Below are 19,471 nucleotides of genomic sequence, written 5' to 3'. Positions count from 1 at the left end.
ATCGGCGGGTTTTGGAGTCGTCACACACCCAAAACACCGCCGTTTATCCTGCCGATTCGCAACCTGTCACACGTTCAGGGATTTCCCGTCCAGCACAGCCTCAACTCGAAGATGTCCGGTACAGAGCGCACGCTCCATTCAGCTCTTCAGGCGGGTGGTCTGCTTCCATCACCTGCACCCCTGCCGCCTCGAAAGCGGCCCGCGCGCCTGCCGGGGCGTGGTCGGTGACCCAGGCCGCCACGTCCCCCAGCGCGGCGAAGGTGGCGAAACCCGCGTGGCCCCACTTGCGGTGGTCCGCGATCAGCACGCTGCGGCGGGCGCGGCGCATGATCGCCGTCTTCTGCTGGGCCTCGACAAGGTTGCTGTTGGTCAGGCCGCGGTCCGGGTCAATGCTGGTGCAGCCCACCAGAAAGACGTCGTAGGAGTAGCGCTCGGCGGCGGCCAGCGCGTCGGGACCGGTCAGGCTGTAGGTCGAGCCGTACACCTCACCGCCCACCACGTACAGGGGACACTCGCCGTTGAGTTCATAGGCCACGTCCAGCCCGTGCGTCACCACCCGCAGGGTCCGGGTCAGGGCGGGAGTGCGCCGCAGCGCCCGCGCCACCTGCCGGGCGGTGGTCCCGGCGTCGATGTAGACCGTCTGCCCCGGAGACAGAAGCTCCACCGCCGCCGCCGCCAGGCGGGCCTTGCCCCCCTGCTCCAGTTGCTGCCGGTCCTGATAGTGCTGGTCCTGGCTGGCCAGCGCCGCGCCGCCGTGAACCTTACGGATCAGGCCGCGCTGCGCCAGCAGGTCCAGGTCCCGCCGCGCCGTCGCGCCGCTGACGCCCAGCTGCTCGGTCAGGGCCACGGTGCGGACGGTGCCCTGGCGGGCCAGCAGATCGAGAATCCGGGCCAGGCGTTCCTCGGCAAGGGGAGCAGTCATCTGCCGCCAGGGTAACGCAGAATGCAGAATTGCTCAAATTTCTTCAGGTCTAGGCTCGCTGCAGAGCCAGCCTCAACCTGGGCCGTCTCCCGGCCAGACCAGACCGCCATCGGCCCGGAAACGTCGTGGACGCGCAATTCGATCCACCAAACGAGTCTCGGAACAGCTCTCTTCATCAATGAAGCCAGGGCTTGCAACCTCACCCCTTCCCGGATATGATCTTAATTGCTCAAAAGTAATCATAATTCGTCAATACGAAGCAGAAGGCGGCCCGTCCGTGTGGCCGCACAAGGGGGGCAGGGATGATTGATCTTCCGCAGACATTGATCCGTCTGGGCGCGCAGGCCGGCAGCAAGGCCGACGCCATCGCGCAGGTGGCCGCGCTGCTGACGGCGGCGGGCCGCGTCGCGCCGGGGTACGTGGAGGGCATGCTGGCCCGCGAGCAGCAGGCCAACACCTACCTGGGCAGCGGCATCGCCATTCCGCACGGCACGCCCGAAACGCGGCACCTGATCCGCCAGACGGGCATCGCCGTGCTGCAGGTGCCCGGCGGCGTCCAGTGGGGCGAGGGCGGCGAGACGGTGCGCCTGGTGGTGGGCATCGCCGCCGCCAGCGACGAACATCTGGACCTCCTGCGCCGGTTGACCCGCGTGCTGGGCGACGACGCGCTGGTGGACAAGCTCTCGGCCACCACCGACGCGGGCGACGTGCAGGCCGCGCTGACAGGCGAACGGCCCGCCAACACACCAGACACCGGGCCGACCCTCCCCTATTCGGCGCAGGTCACGCTGCCCAATCCCCTGGGGATGCACGCGCGTCCAGCCACCGGGCTGGCGAATCTGGTGCGTTCGCGCGGCGGGCGGGCGCAGCTGACCCGCGACTCGGGCGAGAGCGCGGGTGAGAGTGCCGACGCCACCCGTTTGATGGAGGTGCTGGGCCTGGGCCTGACGCGTGGCACGCCCCTGACCGTGAGCGCGGACAGCCCCGAACTGCTGGCCGCCGTAACCGACGCCATCCGCGCCGGACTGGGCGATGACCTCAGCGCCGCCCCGGCGGGCCAGACCCCCGCGCGCCGGGAACCCGACTGGGCGCCGCAGGCCGTTGGCGCCACCGTGGAGGGCGTGGCCGCCGCCGACGGCCTGGTGGTGGGCGTGACCCGGCAGCACGCCCCCAGGCCGCTGGAGGTGCGCGACGACCCCGGCGATCCGCTGCAGGAGGCCGCCCGCCTGACCGACGCGCTGGCCGCCGCCCACGCCGAGCTGGACGGGGTGGTGAACGACGTGAGCGCGAAGTTCGGCGCCGACAAGGCCGCCATTTTCCGCGCCCACCAGGAACTGCTCGCGGACGAGGGCACCGTGCAGGATACGGTGGGCCGCATTCTGGACGGCCACGGCGCGGCCTGGGCGTATCAGGCCGCCACCGGCACGCGCATCGCCCAGCTTCAGAAGCTCGACGACCCCACGCTGGCCGCCCGCGCCGCCGATCTGGGCGACGTGCAGCGGCGGGTGCTGCGGCAGCTGCTGGGGGTGCACGAACCGGAGGTGCATTCCGGCGGCCCGGTGATTCTGCTGGCCCCGGACCTGACGCCCAGCGACACCGCGCGGCTGGGGCCGGACACCCTGCTCGGCTTCGTGACCGCGCTGGGCGGGCCGACCAGCCACACCGCGATCATCGCGCGTGGCCTGGGGCTGCCCGCCGTGGTGGCGGCCGGCAGCGGCGTGCTGGAGGTGCCCGACGGCACCCCCGCCATCCTGGACGGCGCGGCGGGGCGGCTGTACCTGAACCCTTCCGAGGCGGACGTGCACTCGGCACGCCAGCGCCAGGACGTGCTGACCCGGGGGCGCGAGGCGGCCCGCGCCGCCCGCTTCGAGCCGGGGGCCACCCGCGACGGCGCGAGGGTGGAGGTGGCGGCCAACATCAACCGCGCCGCCGACGCCGGGGCCGCGCTGGAGGCCGGGGCCGAGGGCGTGGGCCTGATGCGCACCGAGTTCCTGTTCCTGGAGCGCGACAGCGTGCCGGGCGAGGAGGAGCAGGAGGCCGAGTACCGCGCGATGGCCCTGGCGCTGGAAGGCCGCCCATTGATCATCCGCACGCTGGACATCGGCGGCGACAAGGAGGTGCCGTACCTGGGCCTGGCCCGCGAGGACAACTCCTTCCTGGGGCTGCGCGGCATCCGGCTGTGCTTCGAGCGCCCGGACCTGTTCCTGCCGCAACTGCGGGCAGTGGCGCGGGCCGCCAAGGATTACCCGAACATCCACCTGATGTTCCCGATGATCTCCACGCTGGAAGATTTCCGCCGCGCCCGCGCCATCTTCGACACGGTGCGCCGCGAACTGGATGCCCCCGAGGTGCCGCTGGGCGTGATGATCGAGGTGCCCTCGGCGGCACTGATCGCAGGCGCCCTGGCCGCCGAGGTGGACTTTTTCAGCGTGGGCACCAACGACCTGACCCAGTACACCCTGGCGATGGACCGGCTGCACCCGCAACTGGCCCGCCAGACCGACGCCATGCACCCCGCCGTGCTGCAACTGATTCACCTGACCGTGCAGGCCGCCGAACGGCACGGCAAATGGGTGGGCGTCTGCGGCGGCGCGGCAGGCGACGAGGTGGGCGCGCTGCTGCTGACAGGGCTGGGCGTCCGGGAACTGTCGGTCAGCACGCCGCAAGTCGCGGGGGTCAAGGCGGCGCTGCGCGGGCGCACCCTGCCTGAACTGCAGGCCCTGGCGCGCGAGGCCCTGAACCAGCCCGCCGCCGAGGCGGTCCGCGCCCTGGTGCGTCCCGTGGTGGACGGGGAGGCGGTGGCGTGAGCGCCCCCAGTTCTCCAGGCTCCCCGTCTCCAGGCCCCAGCGTGGTGACGCTGACCCTCAATCCTGCGCTGGACCTGACCGTGCAGGCCGACGGCTGGCGGCGGGGCCAGGTCAACAGCGCGCAGGCCTATCAGCAGGACGCGGGCGGCAAGGGCGTCAACGTGGCCTCGTTTCTGGCCGACTGGGGCCTATCGGTCACCGTGACCGGGCTGCTGGGCGCCGGGAATCCAGAGGCGTTTGAGGCCCTGTTTCAGGCCAAGCACATGCACGACGCCTTTGTGCGCGTTCCGGGCCTCACCCGCGTGGGCATCAAGCTGGCGGACGGCGCGGCGCAGGAAACCACCGACATCAACCTGCCGGGGCTGGCCGCCACCCGGGGGGCGCTGGCCACGCTGGACGCCCGCCTCACCGCCCTGATGCCCGGGCGCCCCGCCTTTGTGCTGGCGGGCAGCCTGCCGCCCGGCGTGGCGGCCGACTTCTACGCCCGGTTGGCCGCGAAGCTGCGGGCGGCAGGCTGTTTCGTGGCCCTGGACACCAGCGGCCCGGCGCTGACGGCGGCCCTGACGGCCCACACGCTGCCCGATCTGGTCAAGCCGAACATCCACGAGCTGGAGGCGGCGCTGGGCCGTTCCCTGGACCGTGAGGCAGAGGTCCTGGCCGCGGCGCGGGAACTGCTGCGGCGCGGGGCCAGCGTGGTGGCCGTGTCGCAGGGTGAGCGGGGAGCGCTGCTGGTCAGTGGGCAGGACGCCGTTCGGGCCGTGCCCCCCCGCGTGACCGTTCACAGCACCGTCGGCGCCGGCGACGCGATGGTGGCGGGGCTGGTCAGCGCCCACCGAGAGGGGCTGAACCTCGCCGACGCCGCGCGCCGCGCCACCGCCTTCAGCCTGGGGGCCATCACCCGGCTGGGCGCCCATCTGCCCCCCCGCGCGGACCTGGACCGCTTCGCCGCGCAGGTGCAGATTCAGTCTGCGGAACAGGTGGAACCGGCGTGACTCTGACCCTCAGGACCGCAGGACCCGGCCCCTTCCCTTCTCTCTCCTCCCAGGAGGCCCTCACATGGCAAAACTAGTCGCTGTCACCGCCTGCCCCACCGGCATCGCCCAGACCTTGATGGCCGCCGAGACGCTGCGCCGCGCCGCCCAGACCGCCGGACACGCCCTGCGCGCCGAGACGCAGGGCGGCGGGCGCGTGCAAGACCCCCTGAGCGCCGCCGAGATCGCCGCGGCGGACGCGGTGATTCTCGCCTCCACCGCGCAGCTGGACGAAGCGCGCTTTGCCGGAAAACGCATCGTGCGCGTCCGCACGGGCGAGGCCATTCAGGACGCGGCGGGCGTGATCGCGCAGGCCGCCAGCACGGGTGACGCCCCTGCGCCCGTCTCGGCCGCGCCCACCGCCGCCCCGTCCGCCGCCCGGCCGCTGAGCATCGTCGGCATCACCTCGTGCCCCACGGGCATCGCGCACACCTTCATGGCCGCCGAGGGACTGGAAAACGGCGCGAAGGCGCTGGGCCACCGCGTCAAGATCGAGACGCAGGGCAGCGTCGGCGCGGGCAATCCGCTCACGGCGCAGGACATCGCCGACGCCGACGTGGTGATCATCGCGGCGGACACCAACGTGGACCTCGCGCGTTTCGGGGGCAAGCGGGTCTACCAGACCGGCACCAAGCCCGCCATCTCGGGCGGACAGGCGCTGGTGCAGCGGGCGCTGGCCGAGGCTGTCCCCTACGGCGCGGCGGGGGTGAGCGCCGGGGGCGGCGGCGACTTTGTCGCGCAGGCGGGGGCCGCCAAGGCCGCCAAGAACGCGGGCGTGCCCAGCGCCTACAAGCACCTGATGACCGGCGTGTCGCACATGCTGCCGTTCGTGGTGGCGGGCGGGTTGCTGATCGCGCTGTCTTTCGCCTTCGGGGGCATCAACCCGCCGCCCGGCAGCTTCGGCGCGGCGCTGAGCCAGATCGGCGGCGGCACCGGGGCCTTCGGGCTGTTCGTGCCGGTGCTGGCCGGCTACATCGCCTTTTCCATCGCGGACCGCCCCGGCCTCGCTCCCGGCATGATCGGCGGCCTGCTGGCGCTGGGGGGCGGCAGCGGCTTTCTGGGCGGCCTGCTCGCGGGCTTTCTGGCCGGCTACGTGACGCTGTGGCTCAACCGGGGCATCCGGCTGCCGCGCACCCTCGAGGGCCTCAAGCCCACGCTGATCCTGCCGCTGCTGGGCACCGCCATCACGGGGCTGGCGATGGTCTACGTGGTGGGGCGCCCGGTGGCCGCCGCGCTGACCGCCGCCACCACCTGGCTGCAGGGGCTGGGCGACGCCTCGGCCGGTGCGCTGGGCGCGGTGCTGGGCCTGATGATGGCCTTTGACATGGGCGGCCCCATCAACAAGGCGGCCTACACCTTCTCGGTGGGGCTGCTGGGCTCCAACGTCTACGGCCCTATCGCCGCCGCGATGGCCGCGGGCATGACGCCGCCGCTGGCGCTGTTCTTCGGCACCCTGCTGTTCAAAAACCGTTTCACCCGCGACGAACACGAGGCGGGCAAGGCCGCCGGGGTGCTGGGCCTGTCGTTCATCACCGAGGGCGCCATTCCCTTCGCGGCGCGCGATCCACTGCGGGTGATTCCGTCGCTGATGGCCGGTTCGGCAGTCGCGGGCGCGATCAGCATGGCCGCCGGATGCCTGCTGCGCGCGCCGCACGGGGGCATCTTCGTGCTGTTCATTCCCAACGCGGTGGTCAACCTGCCGATGTACGTCGTGGCGATCGTGACCGGCACGGTGGTCAGCACGGTGCTGCTGGGCGTCCTGAAAAAGCCGGTGCTGGAAACGCCCGCCATCGTCAGCACCGAAGTGACGGGCGCGGCGAAGGTGGCGGCGGACTGAAGCGGCAGCCGACGCGCCGCGCCGCGTGAGCCGGCAGAGGTGACCTGAAGGCCGGGTCACCTCTGCCGGCGTTATGGCCACCGCCCTCAGCGGGTCAGCGCGTAGGGAATGAGGTACGGCCGGCCCGTGTCCGGGTCGCTCAGGATGTGGGCCTTGAGGTTGAACACGTCGGCCAGCAGTTCCGGCGTCAGGACGTCCTCGGGGCGGCCCTGGGCGTACACCTCGCCCCCGTGCATGGCGATGATCTCGTCGCTGTAGCGCACCGCCTGGTTCAGCTCGTGCAGCACCATCACCACCGTCTTGCCCTGGTCGCGGTTCAGGCGCTGGGCCAGTTGCAGCACCTCGAGCTGGTGCGACAGGTCGAGGTAGGTGGTGGGCTCGTCCAGCAGCAGGATCTCGGTCTGCTGGGCCAGGCTCATGGCAATCCAGGCGCGCTGGCGCTGCCCGCCGGACAGGGCGTCCAGCGGGCGGCCGGCGAACACCGTCATGCCGGTCTGGGACAGCGCCCAGGCCACCGCCTCGCGGTCTTCGGGGCGGCGCACCGGGAAGTGGCCCTGGTGCGGGTGGCGGCCGAACCACACCAGTTCCTCCACCGACAGGCCCTCGGGCGCAGTCGGCCCCTGTGGCAGGATCGCCAGCCGCCGCGCCACCTCCCGGCTGGGCAGCGCGTGCAACGCCTGACCGTACAGCTCCACGTTGCCGCCGGTCACGGGTCTCAGGCGCGCCAGCGCCCGCAGCAGGGTGCTTTTGCCGCAGCCGTTGGGGCCGATGATGCTGGTGACCTGGCCGCCCTTGAGGCTCAGGTTCAGCCCCGGCACGATGACCGACGTGCCGTAGGCCAGTTTCAGGTCATGGGTGGACAGCGGCGCAGCGGGGATGGGGGAAGAAAGGTTCATGCGCTCCTCTTGAGCAGGTAGAGAAAATACGGCGCGCCCACCAGCGTGGTGAAAATCCCCGCGGGAACTTCCAGCGGGGGCAGCAGCGCGCGCCCCAGCGTGTCGGCGGCCAGCACCAGCAGCGCACCCAGCAGCATGCTGACCGGCAGCAGCCGTCCGTGCCGGGCGCCCACCAGCAGCCGGGCCAGGTGCGGGGCCAGCAGCCCCACGAAGCCCAGGATCCCCGCCCCGGTCACGGCGGCCCCCGCCAGCGCTACGCCCACGCCCAGGCACAGCAGCCGGGCCGGATTCACCCGCGTGCCCAGGCCGGTGGCCAGATCCTCGCCCAGGTTCAGCACGTCCAGCGTGCGCGACAGCAGCAGCGCGGCGGGCAGCAGCGCCAGCGCCCACGGCAGCACCCGCAGCAGCCGCGCCGAATCCGCGCCGTAGACCGTGCCGGTCAGGAAGGTCAGGGCCGCGCCCAGCCCGTCGGGCGCCCGCACCAGCACCAGCTGCTGCGCGGCGCCCAGCGCCGCCGCCACCGCCACGCCCACCAGCGCCAGCCGCACCGGATGCAGGCCGCCCGCGCCGCGCCGCTCGCCCGACAGCAGCAGCACCAGCCCGAAGCCGCCCCACGCGCCGGCCAAGGCCGCCCACGGCAGGCCACTGGGGGGGGCGGCGGGCCACGCCAGCAGGAAGACCGTGGCCGCCAGCCCCGCCCCCGCCCCCACGCCGATGATGTCCGGCGAGGCCAGCGGGTTGCGGATCACGCCCTGCAGCATCGCCCCCGACGCGGCGAACATCGCGCCGCACAGCAGCGAGACGCCCACGCGCGGCAGGCGCAGGTCCAGCACCAGCTGCCGGGTCAGGTCGTCGCCGCCGCCCCACAGCGCGGCCCAGACCCCCGCCGCCGGGGTCGCCACCGCGCCAAGACCCAGCGCCAGCACCGAGAGCAGCGCGGTCAGGACGGCCAGCGCGGCCCCGACGGCCAGGGCGCGGGCGTCGGTGTAACGCGGGGTGGGCAGCGGCACCGTCACCGCATCACCGGTCCCGGAAGGCGGCGGGGGGCGCGGTGTCGGGCAGCAGCGCGAGGGCGGACAGGGCAACGAGCGCCGATTTGGGGGCGAGTGCCGATTGAAGGGGAAGTTTTATTCTCATGGTGAACCTCGAAGCGAAAAGATCAGCGGCCCCGCCCGAGGCGCCGTGCCAGCAGCACGAAAAAAGGCGCCCCGGCGGCGGCCACCAGAATGCCCACCGGGGTCTCGGCGGGTTTGTCGATCAGGCGGGCGGCGATGTCGGCGCAGATCAGCAGGGCCGCGCCCAGCAGCGCCGCGAGCGGCAGGCTCAGGCGGTGATCGGCGCCCATCACGGCGCGGGCGGCGTGCGGCACGACCAGGCCCACGAAGCCGATCGGCCCCACCACGCTGACCGAGGCGGCGGCCAGCAGCACGCCCAGCGCGGTGATCACGGCGCTGTCGCGGGCGGTGCGGGTGCCCAGGCTGCTGGCGATGTCGTCGCCCAGGGCCAGCACGTTGACGCGCGGGGCCAGCAGCAGCGCGGCGATCAGCCCCAGCCCCAGCCACGGCGCCACCTGCCACAGCTGCTCCCAGGTGCGCCCCGCCACCGAGCCGGACAGCGCGAACAGCGCGCCCTGGGCGCGGGTCTCGAACAGGATCTGCACCGCGCGGGTGGCCGCGCCCAGCAGGTAGGCCACCGCCACCCCGGCCAGCGCCAGCCGCAGCGGCGTCAGGCCCACGCTGCGGGCGGCCCCGTAGGCTGCCGCCGCCGCCAGCGCCCCGCCCACGAAGGCGGCCGGCACGAACAGCGCGGCGGGCGCGGTGGGAAAGAACACCACCATCACCAGAATGGCAAAGGCCCCACCCGCCTCCACGCCCAGAATGCCCGGATCGGCCAGCGGGTTGCGGGTCACGCCCTGCAGCAGCAGCCCCGACACCGCCAGCGCCGCCCCGGCCAGCCCGGCCACCAGCGTGCGCGGCAGCCGCAGCGCGTGAACCACCAGACTGTCGGTGCTGTCGTCGGGGGCCAACAGCAGCCGGGCCACGCCCGCCAGCGAAATCTCACTGGCTCCCAGCGCCAACGACGCCAGCAGCGCCAGCAGCAGCAGCAGCGCGGCCAGCACAAACGCCAGCACCCGCCCGGAGAGGCGCGGGCGTGGCGGCTGCAGGGCCTTGGTGGTCAAGCCGTGGCCTGCGCGGGCGCGGAGACCTCCACGCTGACCTCGCCCATCCGCCACTGCTTGACGTCGCCCAGGGCGGGCTTGTGGCTGGAACCGGGCAGTTGCAGGGAGGGGGCGGGCGTGACCTCGGCGTGGGCCGTGCCCCTGACGCCGTCCAGCTCGAAGTGCAGGGTGACAGTCTCTCCAGAGACCTCCGCCCAGCGTCCCGCGCGCAGCCAGTCCCAGCCGGAACGGATCAGCAGTTCGCGGTCGACCACCTGCGCCAGCGGGGGCAACCCGGCGAAGCCGCGCAGATTCGCGGCCACCTCGGCGGGATGCACCTCGCGGCGGGCCACCCGCACGGCCAGCTCGGGACTCAGGTGCGCCCACAGGAGGCCGCCCGGCAGGTCGACGGCGGTGGCGGCAAAGCGGTGGCCGCCGAAATGCCCGGTGCGCCACGAGCGCAGCCCCGCCGCCTGCAGCGCCGCGTACACCGGCACGCCGTAGCGTCCGCAGGCGGCGTCCACCGTGCCGTGGGTGCAGACGTGCAGATCCGGGCCGGAGCTTGGGGCCTCGGCGGGCCGCCAGCCCCTGAGATTCTGGGGTTCCAGCAGCGTGTCGGTCAGGCCGCGCGCCCACTCGGTCTGGGGCAGATCGCTGGCGTAGTCGCGGCGGACGAAGCCCCCGTGCTGGCGGACATAGTGCCGCACCCGCAGCGGTGCCCCCGCCCGCGCCGGGGCGCTCATCAGCAGGCCGAAGCCCGCGCCCGACGCCTCCACCCGGCCGCGCAGGCGCTCGAAGACGCCGCTCTGCTCTGGCGTCCAGTTCGCCACGTCGCGCAGGCGCGCCCACACCGGCACGTCCAGCTCCAGCACGGTGACCTCCTGCCAGTGGGGCGCGGTGCCGATTGGGTCTTCCCCGGCGGCCAGCGAGGCGTCGGCGCACAGCTGCAGGCGGGGGGCACGGGTCTGTACGGTCATCCCTAGCGCCCCAGCAGCCGGTCGCGGATGCCGTTCGCCAGCGTCAGGGCGCTCAGCGGGCCGCCAAACGTCCAGGTGCGCTCGTCCAGGGCGTAGGCGCGGCCGGCCTTCACGAACGGCAGCCCCTGCCACAGCGGTTTGATGCTGGGCGCGGCGAATACGGCGTCTTCCTTCTGGGTCACGTACAGGAAGTTTTTCGTGTTCAGTCCGGCCAGGGCTTCCAGGCTGACCTCGGTGAAGCCGTAGGGCTGCGGCTGGGCCTTCCAGGCGTTGACCAGGCCCAGCCGCTCCAGGATCTGGCTGACCATGCTGTTCTTGGTGAACAGCCGCATGGTGGGCGTGCCGCCGCCCCCGGTGTAGGCCTGCGCGAACACGAAGCCCTCGCCCCCGCGCCCCGCCGCCTTCAGGTCACCCCGCACCCGGTCGAGGCGCGCGTCCAGATTGCTCAGCACCTGCCGCGCCGTGCTGCTTCGCCCCAGCGCCCCGGCGATCACGCTGAAGGTCGAGCGCATCTCGCCGTACTGAGATTCGCCGCCGTAGGTGTCGAAGACCAGGGTGGGGGCGATGGCCGCGAGCTGGGGGTAATTCTGGGCGGCGCGCAACCTGGTGGTGAGGATCAGATCGGGTTTGAGCGCCCGCAATTTCTCCAGGCTGGGCTGCTGGCGGGTGCCGACGTCCTGCACGCCCGCCGCAAGCGTGACCGGAATCCTGACGTACTCGTTGTACCCCTTGATGTCGGCCACCCCGACCGGCTGCACGCCCAGCGCCAGCACGTCCTCGGCGTAGGCCCACTCCAGCGCCACCACGCGTTTGGGGACGCCCGACACACAGGTCTGCCCCATGGCGTGCGTGACCGTCTGCCCCTTGCAGGGCGCCGTCTGGGCCGAGGCCGACAGCCCCAGGCCGCCCAGCAGGGCCAGTGCCAGCCCCATTTGAAGGACCCTCACTTGAGTTTCTCCAGAATCAGGCGCGTGACCTCGGTGCTGTTGCGAACCGAGGTCAGCGGGCCGGAATACGGGCTGAAGGCCTCGGGGGTGTACAGCACGCTCTGGGCCTTGAGGCGCTGGCCCACCGGGGTCTTTAAGAAGGCGTCCGCGCCGTTGTACTGACCGCCGGGGGGAAACAGCACCACCAGCGTCTTCTTGTCGATGCCCAGCAGCGCCTCGTCGCTGATCTGCGCCCCGACGCCCAGCGTGGCCGTGCCGACGTTCAGGCCATCTTTGAAGCCCAGCGCCCGCAGGTCGTCGATCAGGCGCACCCGGCTGTAGGCCCAGGTGTTGCCGCCGCTGAAGGGGGCCAGCACCACCACCTTGTCGAACTTCCTGAACACGCCCGCCGCCTGCAATTTGCGGGCGTTGCTGCGGCTGACGTCCGCCGCGCCCTTGATCACCTGCTCGGCCTGCACCTGCCGGCCGAACACGCGGGCCAGGTCACGCAGGCCCTTTTGCCAGAAGCCCTGGCCGCCCTCCTCGTAGCCCACGGTGGGGGCGATTTTACTGAGTTTGTCGTAGTTCTGGTTGCCGTCCCAGGTCAGGCGGACAATCAGATCGGGCTTCAGCGCCAGGATGGTTTCCAGGCTGGGGGCCGTCCAGCTGCCCACATACGCGGGATTGTTCAGCTGGCCGCGCGCGTAGAAGCCTGCCTTCAGCACGGCCGGCTTGAGCTTGCCGCCGCTGATCTCGGTGGGCGAGAGGTAGCTGCTCGCCAGCCCCACCACGCGGTCACCCAGCCCCAGCGCGAACATCCAGCCCAGGGCCTCCTCGTCCATCACCACGATGCGCTGCGGGTTTTTCTTCACGGTAGTGGTGCCCTCGTCGTGCTTGAGGGTTAGCGTCGTTGCGGTCTGGGTGTTTTGAGGCTGGGTCTGGGCGGCGGCAACGGGCGCCAGCGCCAGGGTCAGCAGGAGGACAGATCGGTTCACGGCCCTAAGCTAAATTAATCCGAGTGGAATAGTCAAGTTTGGCCGAAGTCCCCTGAAGCTGTCGGCTGACGGATCAGTGGGGTGCAGTCGCCCGCTGTGGGTGACACACGGGACCCCCGCGTGGTCGGGACCGCCGCCGCCCGGTGCGGCTGGGCATCCTGGAAAAGCCGGCGCGGGAGACGGGCACAAAGGCAAGAGCCGCGGTTGAGACGGCGCTGAATCGGGAGGGCCTCGGCCCGTCAGCGGCGGCCAAAATATGAAGGCGGGAGCGAAGACCCTGGGCGTGATGCCGTGGCTCCCCATCCCTCTCACCCCCGGGTGGATGGCGCCTGACCACCTCCGCCGCCTCGCGGAAGTTTTTTGCATGTGGTCCGGGACCACCTTACCTGAACGGGTTAGGCGTTACTTCGCCTCCACGCGAGGGGTGAACCACCGCAATCCCGCCCTGGCGTCACTCGCCCCTTCTCTGGACCCAACCTGCGGCCACTTGAGGCCTAATTTTGCGGTTCATAGGCACGTTCCTGAATGACCCTGTGTTGCGGGAGGAGAAGGTTCTGCTCCACGCGGTCAGTGTCACGCCAGCGCGCGGCCAGCAGGCTGAGAGTGAGTGGAAGACCCCGTGAAGGTCAGCTTCTGGCGCGCTCAAGGTCAGACTCACGGTGGGCCTGGGAGACCGCCGTGTAATGACGGTCTACGCTCCATGACAGGTGGTGCGTCTTTTCCTGGGAGGTCACCGATGTTCTATTACGACAACAAGCTGCAGTACACCGTCCGGGTCGATACCCCCGATCCCCGCTTTGCCCGCCTGCTTCAGCAGGCCATCGGCGGCGTGGAAGGCGAGATGCGCGTGTGCCTGCAATACCTGTTCCAGGCCTTCGGCGCGCGTGGTCCGGCCAAGTACCGCAATATGCTGATGTCCACCGGCACCGAGGAAATCGGCCACATCGAGATGCTGGCCACCGCCGTGGCCCTGAACCTGGAGGGCGCCCCCTCCCGGCTCAAGGACCAGATGGCGGCCGACAACCCGGTGGTGGAGGCGCTGATGGGCGGCATGGATCCGCGCCAGTACCTCTCGGCGGGCATGGCCGCCCTGGCCTCGGATGCCAACGGCGTGCCGTTCAATGGTTCGCACGTCTACGCGAGTGGCAATCTGGCCGCCGACATGTACGCCAACGTGACCGCCGAGGCCACGGGCCGCGCGCTGGCCTGCCGGTTGTTCGAGGCCACCGACGATCCGGGCATGAAGGACATGCTGCGTTTCCTGATCGCGCGCGACACCATGCACCAGCAACAGTGGCTGGCCGTGATCGAGGAACTCGGCGGTCACAAAGGCACCCTGCCCATCCCCAATTCCTTCCCGGTGGAAGAGGAACTGCGCAAGGTCAGCTACGACTATTTCTTTACCGGCGTCGACGGGGTGGACCTCCCGACGGGCCGCTGGACGCAGGGCGAGTCGCTGGACGGTCTGGGCGAATTCCGTCTGAATGCGGTCCAGCCGATGGGTGAGGAGCCGAAGCTGGCCCCCCCGATGCCCCAGGCGTATGCCGAAAAGCAGCAGATGGAAGGGGCGGCAGACCACAAATGAAGCTGTCAACCGCAGGAAAAGGCCGCTTTCAAACAGTTTTTTCCTTGACTTAAGCCCACTTTTCAGGAGGACCATCCCTGTTCAAGTGTTCCAGACCCGCCGTCGTACTCACCACCCTCGCCCTGTGCCTGCCCATGGCCGCCGCCGGTGGCGCGGGGCCTGCGGCGATGACTTCAGGCGTGTCCACCGCCCAGACCAGCACCAGCACCGACGTACTGTTTATGGAGGTGGCCGGCATGAGCAACCTGGCCGAGATCGCCACCTCACACCTGGCCCTGCGGAAGAGTGGCAACGCGGCCGTGCGGGCCTACGCCCAGAAGATGATCACCGATCACACCAGGGCCCAGGACCAGCCGAACGCGCTGGCGGCCAGGAAAGGGACCAAGCTGACCGACAGGCCAGGAGCCGATCAGCGCGTGCAGGGCGACAAGCTGTCCACGCTGTCCGGCGCGGCCTTTGACGCCGAGTACAAGAAGGTGCAGGTGGCGGGGCATGACCTGACGTTGACGCTGATCAAGACGTACCGCAGCTTTGGTCAGGATGCTGACGCGCTGGCCTACGCGGCCAAGACGCAGCCCATCGTGGCCGGACACTTGGAGATGGCCCAGGGCTTGCCGGACGAGTAACCTGGCGCTCCATCACAGCCCAGACTGGTCACCAGCCCCCGTGAGGATTGGTGGCCAGTGCCGCGTCAAGGCCTGCGGGGTGAGCGAGAGACGCAGGCTTTGACGGGTCCGCGTTCCCTGTCCTGGCAGGCCCTGCCCTTCAGCGGTGCCAACGGTTGAGCAGCAAGAGGGCGCTCGCAGCGGCGAGCCCGCCCAGCACGAGCCGCTTCAGGACATCCGGACCGGGCTGCGGCAGACCCACAGGCACGGGGTGACTCACGTACCACCCATGTCGGGGGCGGGCCACCTCGTCGAAATGGCGAGCGAGCGTCTGCAACTCGTCCGCCATCTGTTCTTCCGGCATGGGATGTCCATGCCCGGTGGCGACCAGGGCGGGCCGCAGATCCGCGAGCGCCCGCACCGACGCGCGCGCCGCGTCCCAGTTGGGGGTGTAGTACGCGGGAGGACGGTGAACCAGCGTGGGCTGTTGCGTGAAAGCCCCCGTCACCGACTCCTGCCGCGTGGTCACGAACACGTCGCCGACGAGCAGGGTGCGGTCACGCGCACGCCACAACGAGACGTGCCCAGCGGTATGGCCCGGCGTGTGCAACCAGCGCCACTCCGGCAGGACAGGCACCTCGCCCGTCGCGGGCAGCGCCTGCATGTGCGGTCTGAAATCAAAGGGCCCCGGGACAAAAATGGGTGAGAGCGCGCTCATCACGCCGCCGACCGTGGGATCGGGGAACGGGTACGGCACCTGTCCGGTCAGGTGCGGCAGTTCTGCCGGATGAGCGTAGACCGGCACCGGCCAGGTCCTGAGCAAGGCCCGCAGCCCCCCAATATGGTCCAGGTGTCCGTGCGTCAGCACAATAGCGCGGGGAGGGGTGTCTGCGTGGTGTTTTTTCGCCGCCGCACGAATCAGACCGGCGGTGCCCGGGACGCCTGCGTCCAGCAGAACCCAGGGTTCACCGGGCAACCCCATCAGGTAAGCGTTGACCAGCGGCAGGCGCACGCGGACGAGGTCGGGCCGCAGCACCTGGGTGCCACCGAGGGGGGACGGCGGCGGGTCAAAGGGAGTGAGGGGCTGAACAGGGCGTTGGGGCATGGAAAAAATCCTTTCAACGAAGTGAGGCCGTGCGGCTGTGCCTCAGGCTACGAAACCCGGATGAGGGCTGTCCGGCATCTGGCTCCACGAAGACTCATGGGATGTTGAGGTCTGCCTGTGGTCTGCGTCCCGGCGACTGGACAGTGTGAATGGGGCACGTCGGCTCGCCCAGCCAGAAACGCGCCGTGATGGAGAAGCTGACCACCGGTGTCCCCCAGGCCCGAGCGAGCCTGAATTCGGGTGGGCGGCTGGCGGCGCCGGACGTTGCGGCCTCACGCCCAGTCCCGCCTTCACCCATGACGGCGGAACGCGCCGGAACTGACCTGCCTGATGGATAGGAATGGCGGCGGAAGAAGGACGTCCCGGTGTTGTGGCAGGCCCAGGATAGAATTCCCAGGCCTTGCCGCTCCCTCGGGCGAAGGTGCTTCCGACGCCACCGATCGTCTTTTCAGGGGTTCGCCATTCTCGCTCGTGATTCAATTGGAGTTCCTATGAGGCGATGGGAGAAATCGCCCCAACTGCGCGCCGGCCACCTGGCCCTGACCTTCTTGACTACCCTGCCGCTGCCGCACATCCACGAGGTCAGGGACGGCGATTTCGCGCGGGCCAGCGCGTATTACCCGCTGGCCGGCTACGCGGTGGGCGGACTGGTGTCGCTGCTGCTGTGGCTGGGGTTGCCGTTGCCCGGCGGCGTGGTGGCCGCCCTGGCGGTGGGCGCGTGGCTGGGCCTGACCGGCATGCTGCATTTTGACGGCCTGGTGGACAGCGCCGACGCCCTGTTCGCCGTCAAGACCCCGGCGCAGCGCCTGGAGATTCTGAGAGACGTGCATGTCGGGGCCTTCGGACTGGCGGCGGGCGTCCTGGCCCTGCTGACGCTGTGGAGCGTGCTGGCCGCGCCGATTGCGTGGTACGCGCCGCTGGTGGCCGCCGTCGCCGCACGCACGCTGCTGCTGCTGCCCATGAACCTGTATCCGGCGGCCCGCCCCGAATCCCTGGGCGCACGCTCGCGCGAGGGGCGCGTCGGGCTGGCGCTGGTGCTGGCGGCCCCCACGCTGCTGCTGCCGGGAGCGTGGTTGGCGTGGCTCGCGGCGCTGGCGGCCGGCCTGGGGGTGGCGTCCTTCAGTGCGCGGCGGCTGGGGGGCGGCCTCAGCGGGGACATTTACGGCATGATCGTAGTCACGGCGGAACTGGCGGCGCTGGGCGCCTACGCCTGGGGCACGGGTTGACCCTCACGCTGTATCTCGTGCGCCACGCACCCACCGCGCCGAACGCTGAGCGCCGTTACCCGCGCGCCGACGAGGACGCGCCGCTGTCGCCGACCGGCCGCGCGGTGGCCGCCGGGCTGAGGCTGCCTTCCCACGCCCTCGCCCTCACCTCCCCCAGCCTGCGGGCCAGGCAGACGGCGGAACTGGCCGGATTTCCAGACGCTGTCTCCACATCAGCGCTCTGCGAAGCCCAGTTCGGCGTGATGGGCGGGCGGACCTGGGCCGAATTGGAAGCACAATTTGGGGACGCGCCGCGGGGCTGGATCGACGCGCTGGGTGAGCCCACGAGTGAAACCGGCCCGCCGGGGGGCGAGACGGGCCATGAATTTCATGCCCGGATTCAACGCTGGCTGAATGACCTGCCCCAGGAGGGCACCGTGATCGCCTTCACCCACGCCGGACCGCTGCTGGCCGCGCTGCGCCTGTGCGTGGGCCTGCGCGCCGCCGAGGTTGCGCCGGGCGGGGTGGCGGCGCTGAACCGGGCAGAGGACGACTGGTGGCTGCGCGAGTTGCGGCGGCCCGGCGCGTCAATGCCGGGCCACCCTGATCCTCCGGTCTGCTAGGCTGCGCGCACCTGGGGAAGGGGAAGTCCGGTGAGATTCCGGCGCTGTCGCGCAACGGTATGCCACAAGCTGTGGTGAAGCCCGAATGCCTCTCAGGGACGCTGACTCTTTTTGGGTCAGCACCTCTCGCCGTCAGAGGGCCGCAATCTGAGTGCTGAATTTCCCGTGGCCCGCCCACGCCTGTTCCCGCTCTGGCCCCGGCTGGAGCGGGCTTTTTCCTTGCTGCGCCGCCCGCTTCCGCTGCCGCACCCACGCCAGCCGGAGCTTTCCATGCGCCACCTTCTGAGCCTGTCCGCCCTCGCCCTGCTGTCCAGCGCCGCCGCCACCGCCTACCCCCTGACCGTCACCGACGATCTGGGGCGCAAGGTCACGCTGAAGAGTGAGCCGAAACGAATCATCGCCATGCTGCCCAGCCACACCGAGACCCTGATCGCCATCGGCGCGGGCGACAAGCTGATTGCCACCGACGTGTACAGCAACTACCCCAAAGCCGTTACCGACAGATTGCCCAAGGTGGGCAGCGGCTTCCAGCCGGATCTGGAGGCGATTGTGGCCCTCAAACCCGATCTGGTGCTGGCCGACGAGTCCACGGGTTCGCGCCTGACCGAGAAATTGGCGGCGGCGGGCCTGACCGTTTACGGCGGCACCGCGCAAACCTACAACGAGGTCTTTGAGAAGATCGCCGTGCTGGGCAAACTGACCAACCACGAAACCGGCGCACTGAACCTGATCACGAAGATGCGAACCGAGCTGAACACCCTGCAGGCCAGCGTGGCGAAGCTGCCCAAAGTCAGCACGTATTACGAGATCGACCCCACGCCGTACAGCGTCGGCCCCAACTCGTTCATCGGCGCGCTGATCAGCCGGGCAGGCGGGCAGACCATCGTGCCCGCCGCGCTGGGCGACTTTCCCAAGCTTGATCCCGAACTGATCGTCCAGGCCAATCCGCAGGTGATGGTCGGCTTGCCTCTGGCGGAAGCGGCCAAGCGTCCCGGCTGGGCCGGGCTGAAAGCGGTGCAGGGCGGCAAGGTTTTCAAGCCCACCCCGGAGGAGGACGACGCCCTGTCGCGCCCCGGCCCCCGCCTGCCGGCCGCCCTGCGCGCCCTGATCAGATTCATCCACCCCGAAGCGGTGAAATGAGCAGCGTGGACGAGGCCACCGCCGCCCGCCGCGAGGCCGCCATGCGCGAGCTGCAGGCGGACCGCGACAACTACAAAAAGGCTGAGGGCATCAGCAAGGGGCGCCGCGGCCTGCTGATCGTCAACACGGGCAAGGGCAAGGGCAAGACCACCGCTGCGCTGGGCCTGATGATGCGGGCGCACGGGCGCGGGCTAAGCACGCGCATGTTCCAGTTCCTGAAGCACGAGAACGCCAAATTCGGCGAACACCGCACGCTGGACGCGCTGGGCCTGCCCTACGAGGGCCTGGGCGACGGCTTTACCTGGCGCTCGCGCGATCTGGACAACTCGGCGGAGATGGCCGCGCACGGCTGGGCGCTGGCGCGGGCGGCCATCGAGGCGGGGGAATACGATCTGATCGTGCTGGACGAATTCACGTATCCCCTCAAGTACGGCTGGGTGGCCTGGCCGGAGGTGGAGGCGGTTCTCAAAGCCCGCGATCCGAAGATACATGTGGTCATCACCGGGCGCGACGCCCTGCCCGAACTGATCGAACTGGCCGACACCGTGAGCGAGATCAATCCCGTCAAGCACGCCTATGCGGCAGGCATCGGGGCGCAGACGGGGATCGAGTATTGAGGCAAGAGGTTCAGCTCCAGCGCCCCAACTGGCCTAAGCTGG

Annotated in this window: 17 protein-coding genes; 9 read left to right on the top strand and 8 right to left on the bottom strand. The window is 70.5% G+C overall.

Features of this window, described 5'->3' with window-relative positions; all coding sequences use genetic code 11:
* Positions 1-100: 100 nt before the first annotated feature.
* Entirely contained in the window at positions 101-922 is an 822-nt protein-coding gene (locus FHR04_RS17155; RefSeq protein ID WP_139404456.1) for a DeoR/GlpR family DNA-binding transcription regulator, read from the bottom strand.
* Between the two features lie 302 nt (positions 923-1,224).
* Between FHR04_RS17155 and ptsP the strand changes: the two genes are divergently transcribed.
* From ptsP to FHR04_RS17140, 3 genes are all read left to right on the top strand, one after another.
* On the top strand, positions 1,225-3,729 hold the full coding sequence (gene ptsP / locus FHR04_RS17150) for a phosphoenolpyruvate--protein phosphotransferase (protein ID WP_139404455.1): 2,505 nt from the start codon (positions 1,225-1,227) through the stop codon (positions 3,727-3,729).
* Positions 3,726-4,721 (top strand): 1-phosphofructokinase, encoded by a 996-nt coding sequence (gene pfkB, locus FHR04_RS17145; protein WP_249039183.1) that lies wholly within the window; start codon positions 3,726-3,728, stop codon positions 4,719-4,721. Before ptsP ends, pfkB begins: the two co-directional genes overlap by 4 nt.
* Positions 4,722-4,785: 64 nt before the next feature.
* Positions 4,786-6,597, top strand: a complete 1,812-nt coding sequence (locus tag FHR04_RS17140; protein ID WP_139404454.1) for a PTS fructose-like transporter subunit IIB — start codon at positions 4,786-4,788, stop codon at positions 6,595-6,597.
* 86 nt (positions 6,598-6,683) lie between these two features.
* On the opposite strand, the gene FHR04_RS17135 is transcribed toward FHR04_RS17140, so the two are convergent.
* The 6 genes from FHR04_RS17135 to FHR04_RS17110 form a co-directional block, all read right to left on the bottom strand.
* The gene (locus FHR04_RS17135; RefSeq protein WP_139404453.1) at positions 6,684-7,493 is read right to left on the bottom strand and encodes an ABC transporter ATP-binding protein; all 810 of its coding nucleotides are present in this window, start codon (positions 7,491-7,493) and stop codon (positions 6,684-6,686) included.
* Positions 7,490-8,509, bottom strand: a complete 1,020-nt coding sequence (locus FHR04_RS17130) for a FecCD family ABC transporter permease (RefSeq protein ID WP_139404452.1) — start codon at positions 8,507-8,509, stop codon at positions 7,490-7,492. The genes FHR04_RS17135 and FHR04_RS17130 overlap by 4 nt, the downstream gene beginning before the upstream one ends.
* Before the next feature lie 143 nt (positions 8,510-8,652).
* The gene (locus FHR04_RS17125) at positions 8,653-9,672 is read right to left on the bottom strand and encodes a FecCD family ABC transporter permease (RefSeq protein WP_249039182.1); all 1,020 of its coding nucleotides are present in this window, start codon (positions 9,670-9,672) and stop codon (positions 8,653-8,655) included.
* The gene (locus FHR04_RS17120) at positions 9,669-10,628 is read right to left on the bottom strand and encodes a sucrase ferredoxin (RefSeq protein WP_139404451.1); all 960 of its coding nucleotides are present in this window, start codon (positions 10,626-10,628) and stop codon (positions 9,669-9,671) included. Before FHR04_RS17120 ends, FHR04_RS17125 begins: the two co-directional genes overlap by 4 nt.
* Positions 10,629-10,630: 2 nt before the next feature.
* The gene (locus FHR04_RS17115; protein WP_249039181.1) at positions 10,631-11,575 is read right to left on the bottom strand and encodes an ABC transporter substrate-binding protein; all 945 of its coding nucleotides are present in this window, start codon (positions 11,573-11,575) and stop codon (positions 10,631-10,633) included.
* On the bottom strand, positions 11,572-12,549 hold the full coding sequence (locus tag FHR04_RS17110) for an ABC transporter substrate-binding protein (RefSeq protein ID WP_170214000.1): 978 nt from the start codon (positions 12,547-12,549) through the stop codon (positions 11,572-11,574). Before FHR04_RS17110 ends, FHR04_RS17115 begins: the two co-directional genes overlap by 4 nt.
* 736 nt (positions 12,550-13,285) lie before the next feature.
* On the opposite strand from FHR04_RS17110, the gene FHR04_RS17105 reads away from it, so the two are divergent.
* Both FHR04_RS17105 and FHR04_RS17100 read left to right on the top strand, forming a co-directional pair.
* Positions 13,286-14,134, top strand: a complete 849-nt coding sequence (locus FHR04_RS17105) for a manganese catalase family protein (RefSeq protein WP_139404450.1) — start codon at positions 13,286-13,288, stop codon at positions 14,132-14,134.
* A 134-nt stretch (positions 14,135-14,268) separates the two neighbouring features.
* A complete protein-coding gene (locus FHR04_RS17100) occupies positions 14,269-14,760 on the top strand; it encodes a DUF4142 domain-containing protein (RefSeq protein ID WP_139404449.1) in 492 nt (163 codons plus the stop codon).
* Positions 14,761-14,899: 139 nt separating this feature from the next.
* Here FHR04_RS17100 and FHR04_RS17095 read toward each other — a convergent pair whose 3' ends face one another.
* Positions 14,900-15,844, bottom strand: a complete 945-nt coding sequence (locus tag FHR04_RS17095; RefSeq protein ID WP_139404448.1) for an MBL fold metallo-hydrolase — start codon at positions 15,842-15,844, stop codon at positions 14,900-14,902.
* Positions 15,845-16,335: 491 nt separating this feature from the next.
* On the opposite strand from FHR04_RS17095, the gene FHR04_RS17090 reads away from it, so the two are divergent.
* The 4 genes from FHR04_RS17090 to cobO all read left to right on the top strand — a co-directional run bounded on the left by FHR04_RS17090 (position 16,336) and on the right by cobO (position 19,429).
* Positions 16,336-17,070, top strand: coding sequence for an adenosylcobinamide-GDP ribazoletransferase (locus tag FHR04_RS17090; RefSeq protein ID WP_139404447.1), 735 nt, complete (start codon positions 16,336-16,338; stop codon positions 17,068-17,070).
* Positions 17,067-17,672, top strand: a complete 606-nt coding sequence (locus tag FHR04_RS17085; RefSeq protein WP_170213999.1) for a histidine phosphatase family protein — start codon at positions 17,067-17,069, stop codon at positions 17,670-17,672. Before FHR04_RS17090 ends, FHR04_RS17085 begins: the two co-directional genes overlap by 4 nt.
* Positions 17,673-17,942: 270 nt before the next feature.
* The gene (locus FHR04_RS17080; RefSeq protein WP_139404446.1) at positions 17,943-18,812 is read left to right on the top strand and encodes an ABC transporter substrate-binding protein; all 870 of its coding nucleotides are present in this window, start codon (positions 17,943-17,945) and stop codon (positions 18,810-18,812) included.
* Positions 18,809-19,429: a cob(I)yrinic acid a,c-diamide adenosyltransferase gene (gene cobO / locus FHR04_RS17075; protein WP_139404445.1), complete on the top strand. Its 621-nt coding sequence runs from the start codon at positions 18,809-18,811 to the stop codon at positions 19,427-19,429. The genes FHR04_RS17080 and cobO overlap by 4 nt, the downstream gene beginning before the upstream one ends.
* Positions 19,430-19,471: the final 42 nt, after the last annotated feature.

It is taken from the genome of Deinococcus radiopugnans ATCC 19172, assembly GCF_006335125.1.
In the GTDB taxonomy this organism is placed as follows: Bacteria; Deinococcota; Deinococci; order Deinococcales; family Deinococcaceae; genus Deinococcus; species Deinococcus radiopugnans.
This window is presented reverse-complemented; position numbering and strand designations above follow the sequence as displayed.

Coding starts and splice junctions, on each gene's coding strand:
- FHR04_RS17155 (WP_139404456.1), bottom strand. CDS start 922: ATGACTGCTCCCCTTGCCGAGGAACGCCTGGCCCGGATTCTCGATCTG.
- FHR04_RS17135 (WP_139404453.1), bottom strand. CDS start 7,493: ATGAACCTTTCTTCCCCCATCCCCGCTGCGCCGCTGTCCACCCATGAC.
- ptsP (WP_139404455.1), top strand. CDS start 1,225: ATGATTGATCTTCCGCAGACATTGATCCGTCTGGGCGCGCAGGCCGGC.
- FHR04_RS17095 (WP_139404448.1), bottom strand. CDS start 15,844: ATGCCCCAACGCCCTGTTCAGCCCCTCACTCCCTTTGACCCGCCGCCG.
- FHR04_RS17120 (WP_139404451.1), bottom strand. CDS start 10,628: ATGACCGTACAGACCCGTGCCCCCCGCCTGCAGCTGTGCGCCGACGCC.
- FHR04_RS17105 (WP_139404450.1), top strand. CDS start 13,286: ATGTTCTATTACGACAACAAGCTGCAGTACACCGTCCGGGTCGATACC.
- FHR04_RS17100 (WP_139404449.1), top strand. CDS start 14,269: ATGGCCGCCGCCGGTGGCGCGGGGCCTGCGGCGATGACTTCAGGCGTG.
- FHR04_RS17080 (WP_139404446.1), top strand. CDS start 17,943: ATGCGCCACCTTCTGAGCCTGTCCGCCCTCGCCCTGCTGTCCAGCGCC.
- FHR04_RS17090 (WP_139404447.1), top strand. CDS start 16,336: ATGAGGCGATGGGAGAAATCGCCCCAACTGCGCGCCGGCCACCTGGCC.
- FHR04_RS17140 (WP_139404454.1), top strand. CDS start 4,786: ATGGCAAAACTAGTCGCTGTCACCGCCTGCCCCACCGGCATCGCCCAG.
- cobO (WP_139404445.1), top strand. CDS start 18,809: ATGAGCAGCGTGGACGAGGCCACCGCCGCCCGCCGCGAGGCCGCCATG.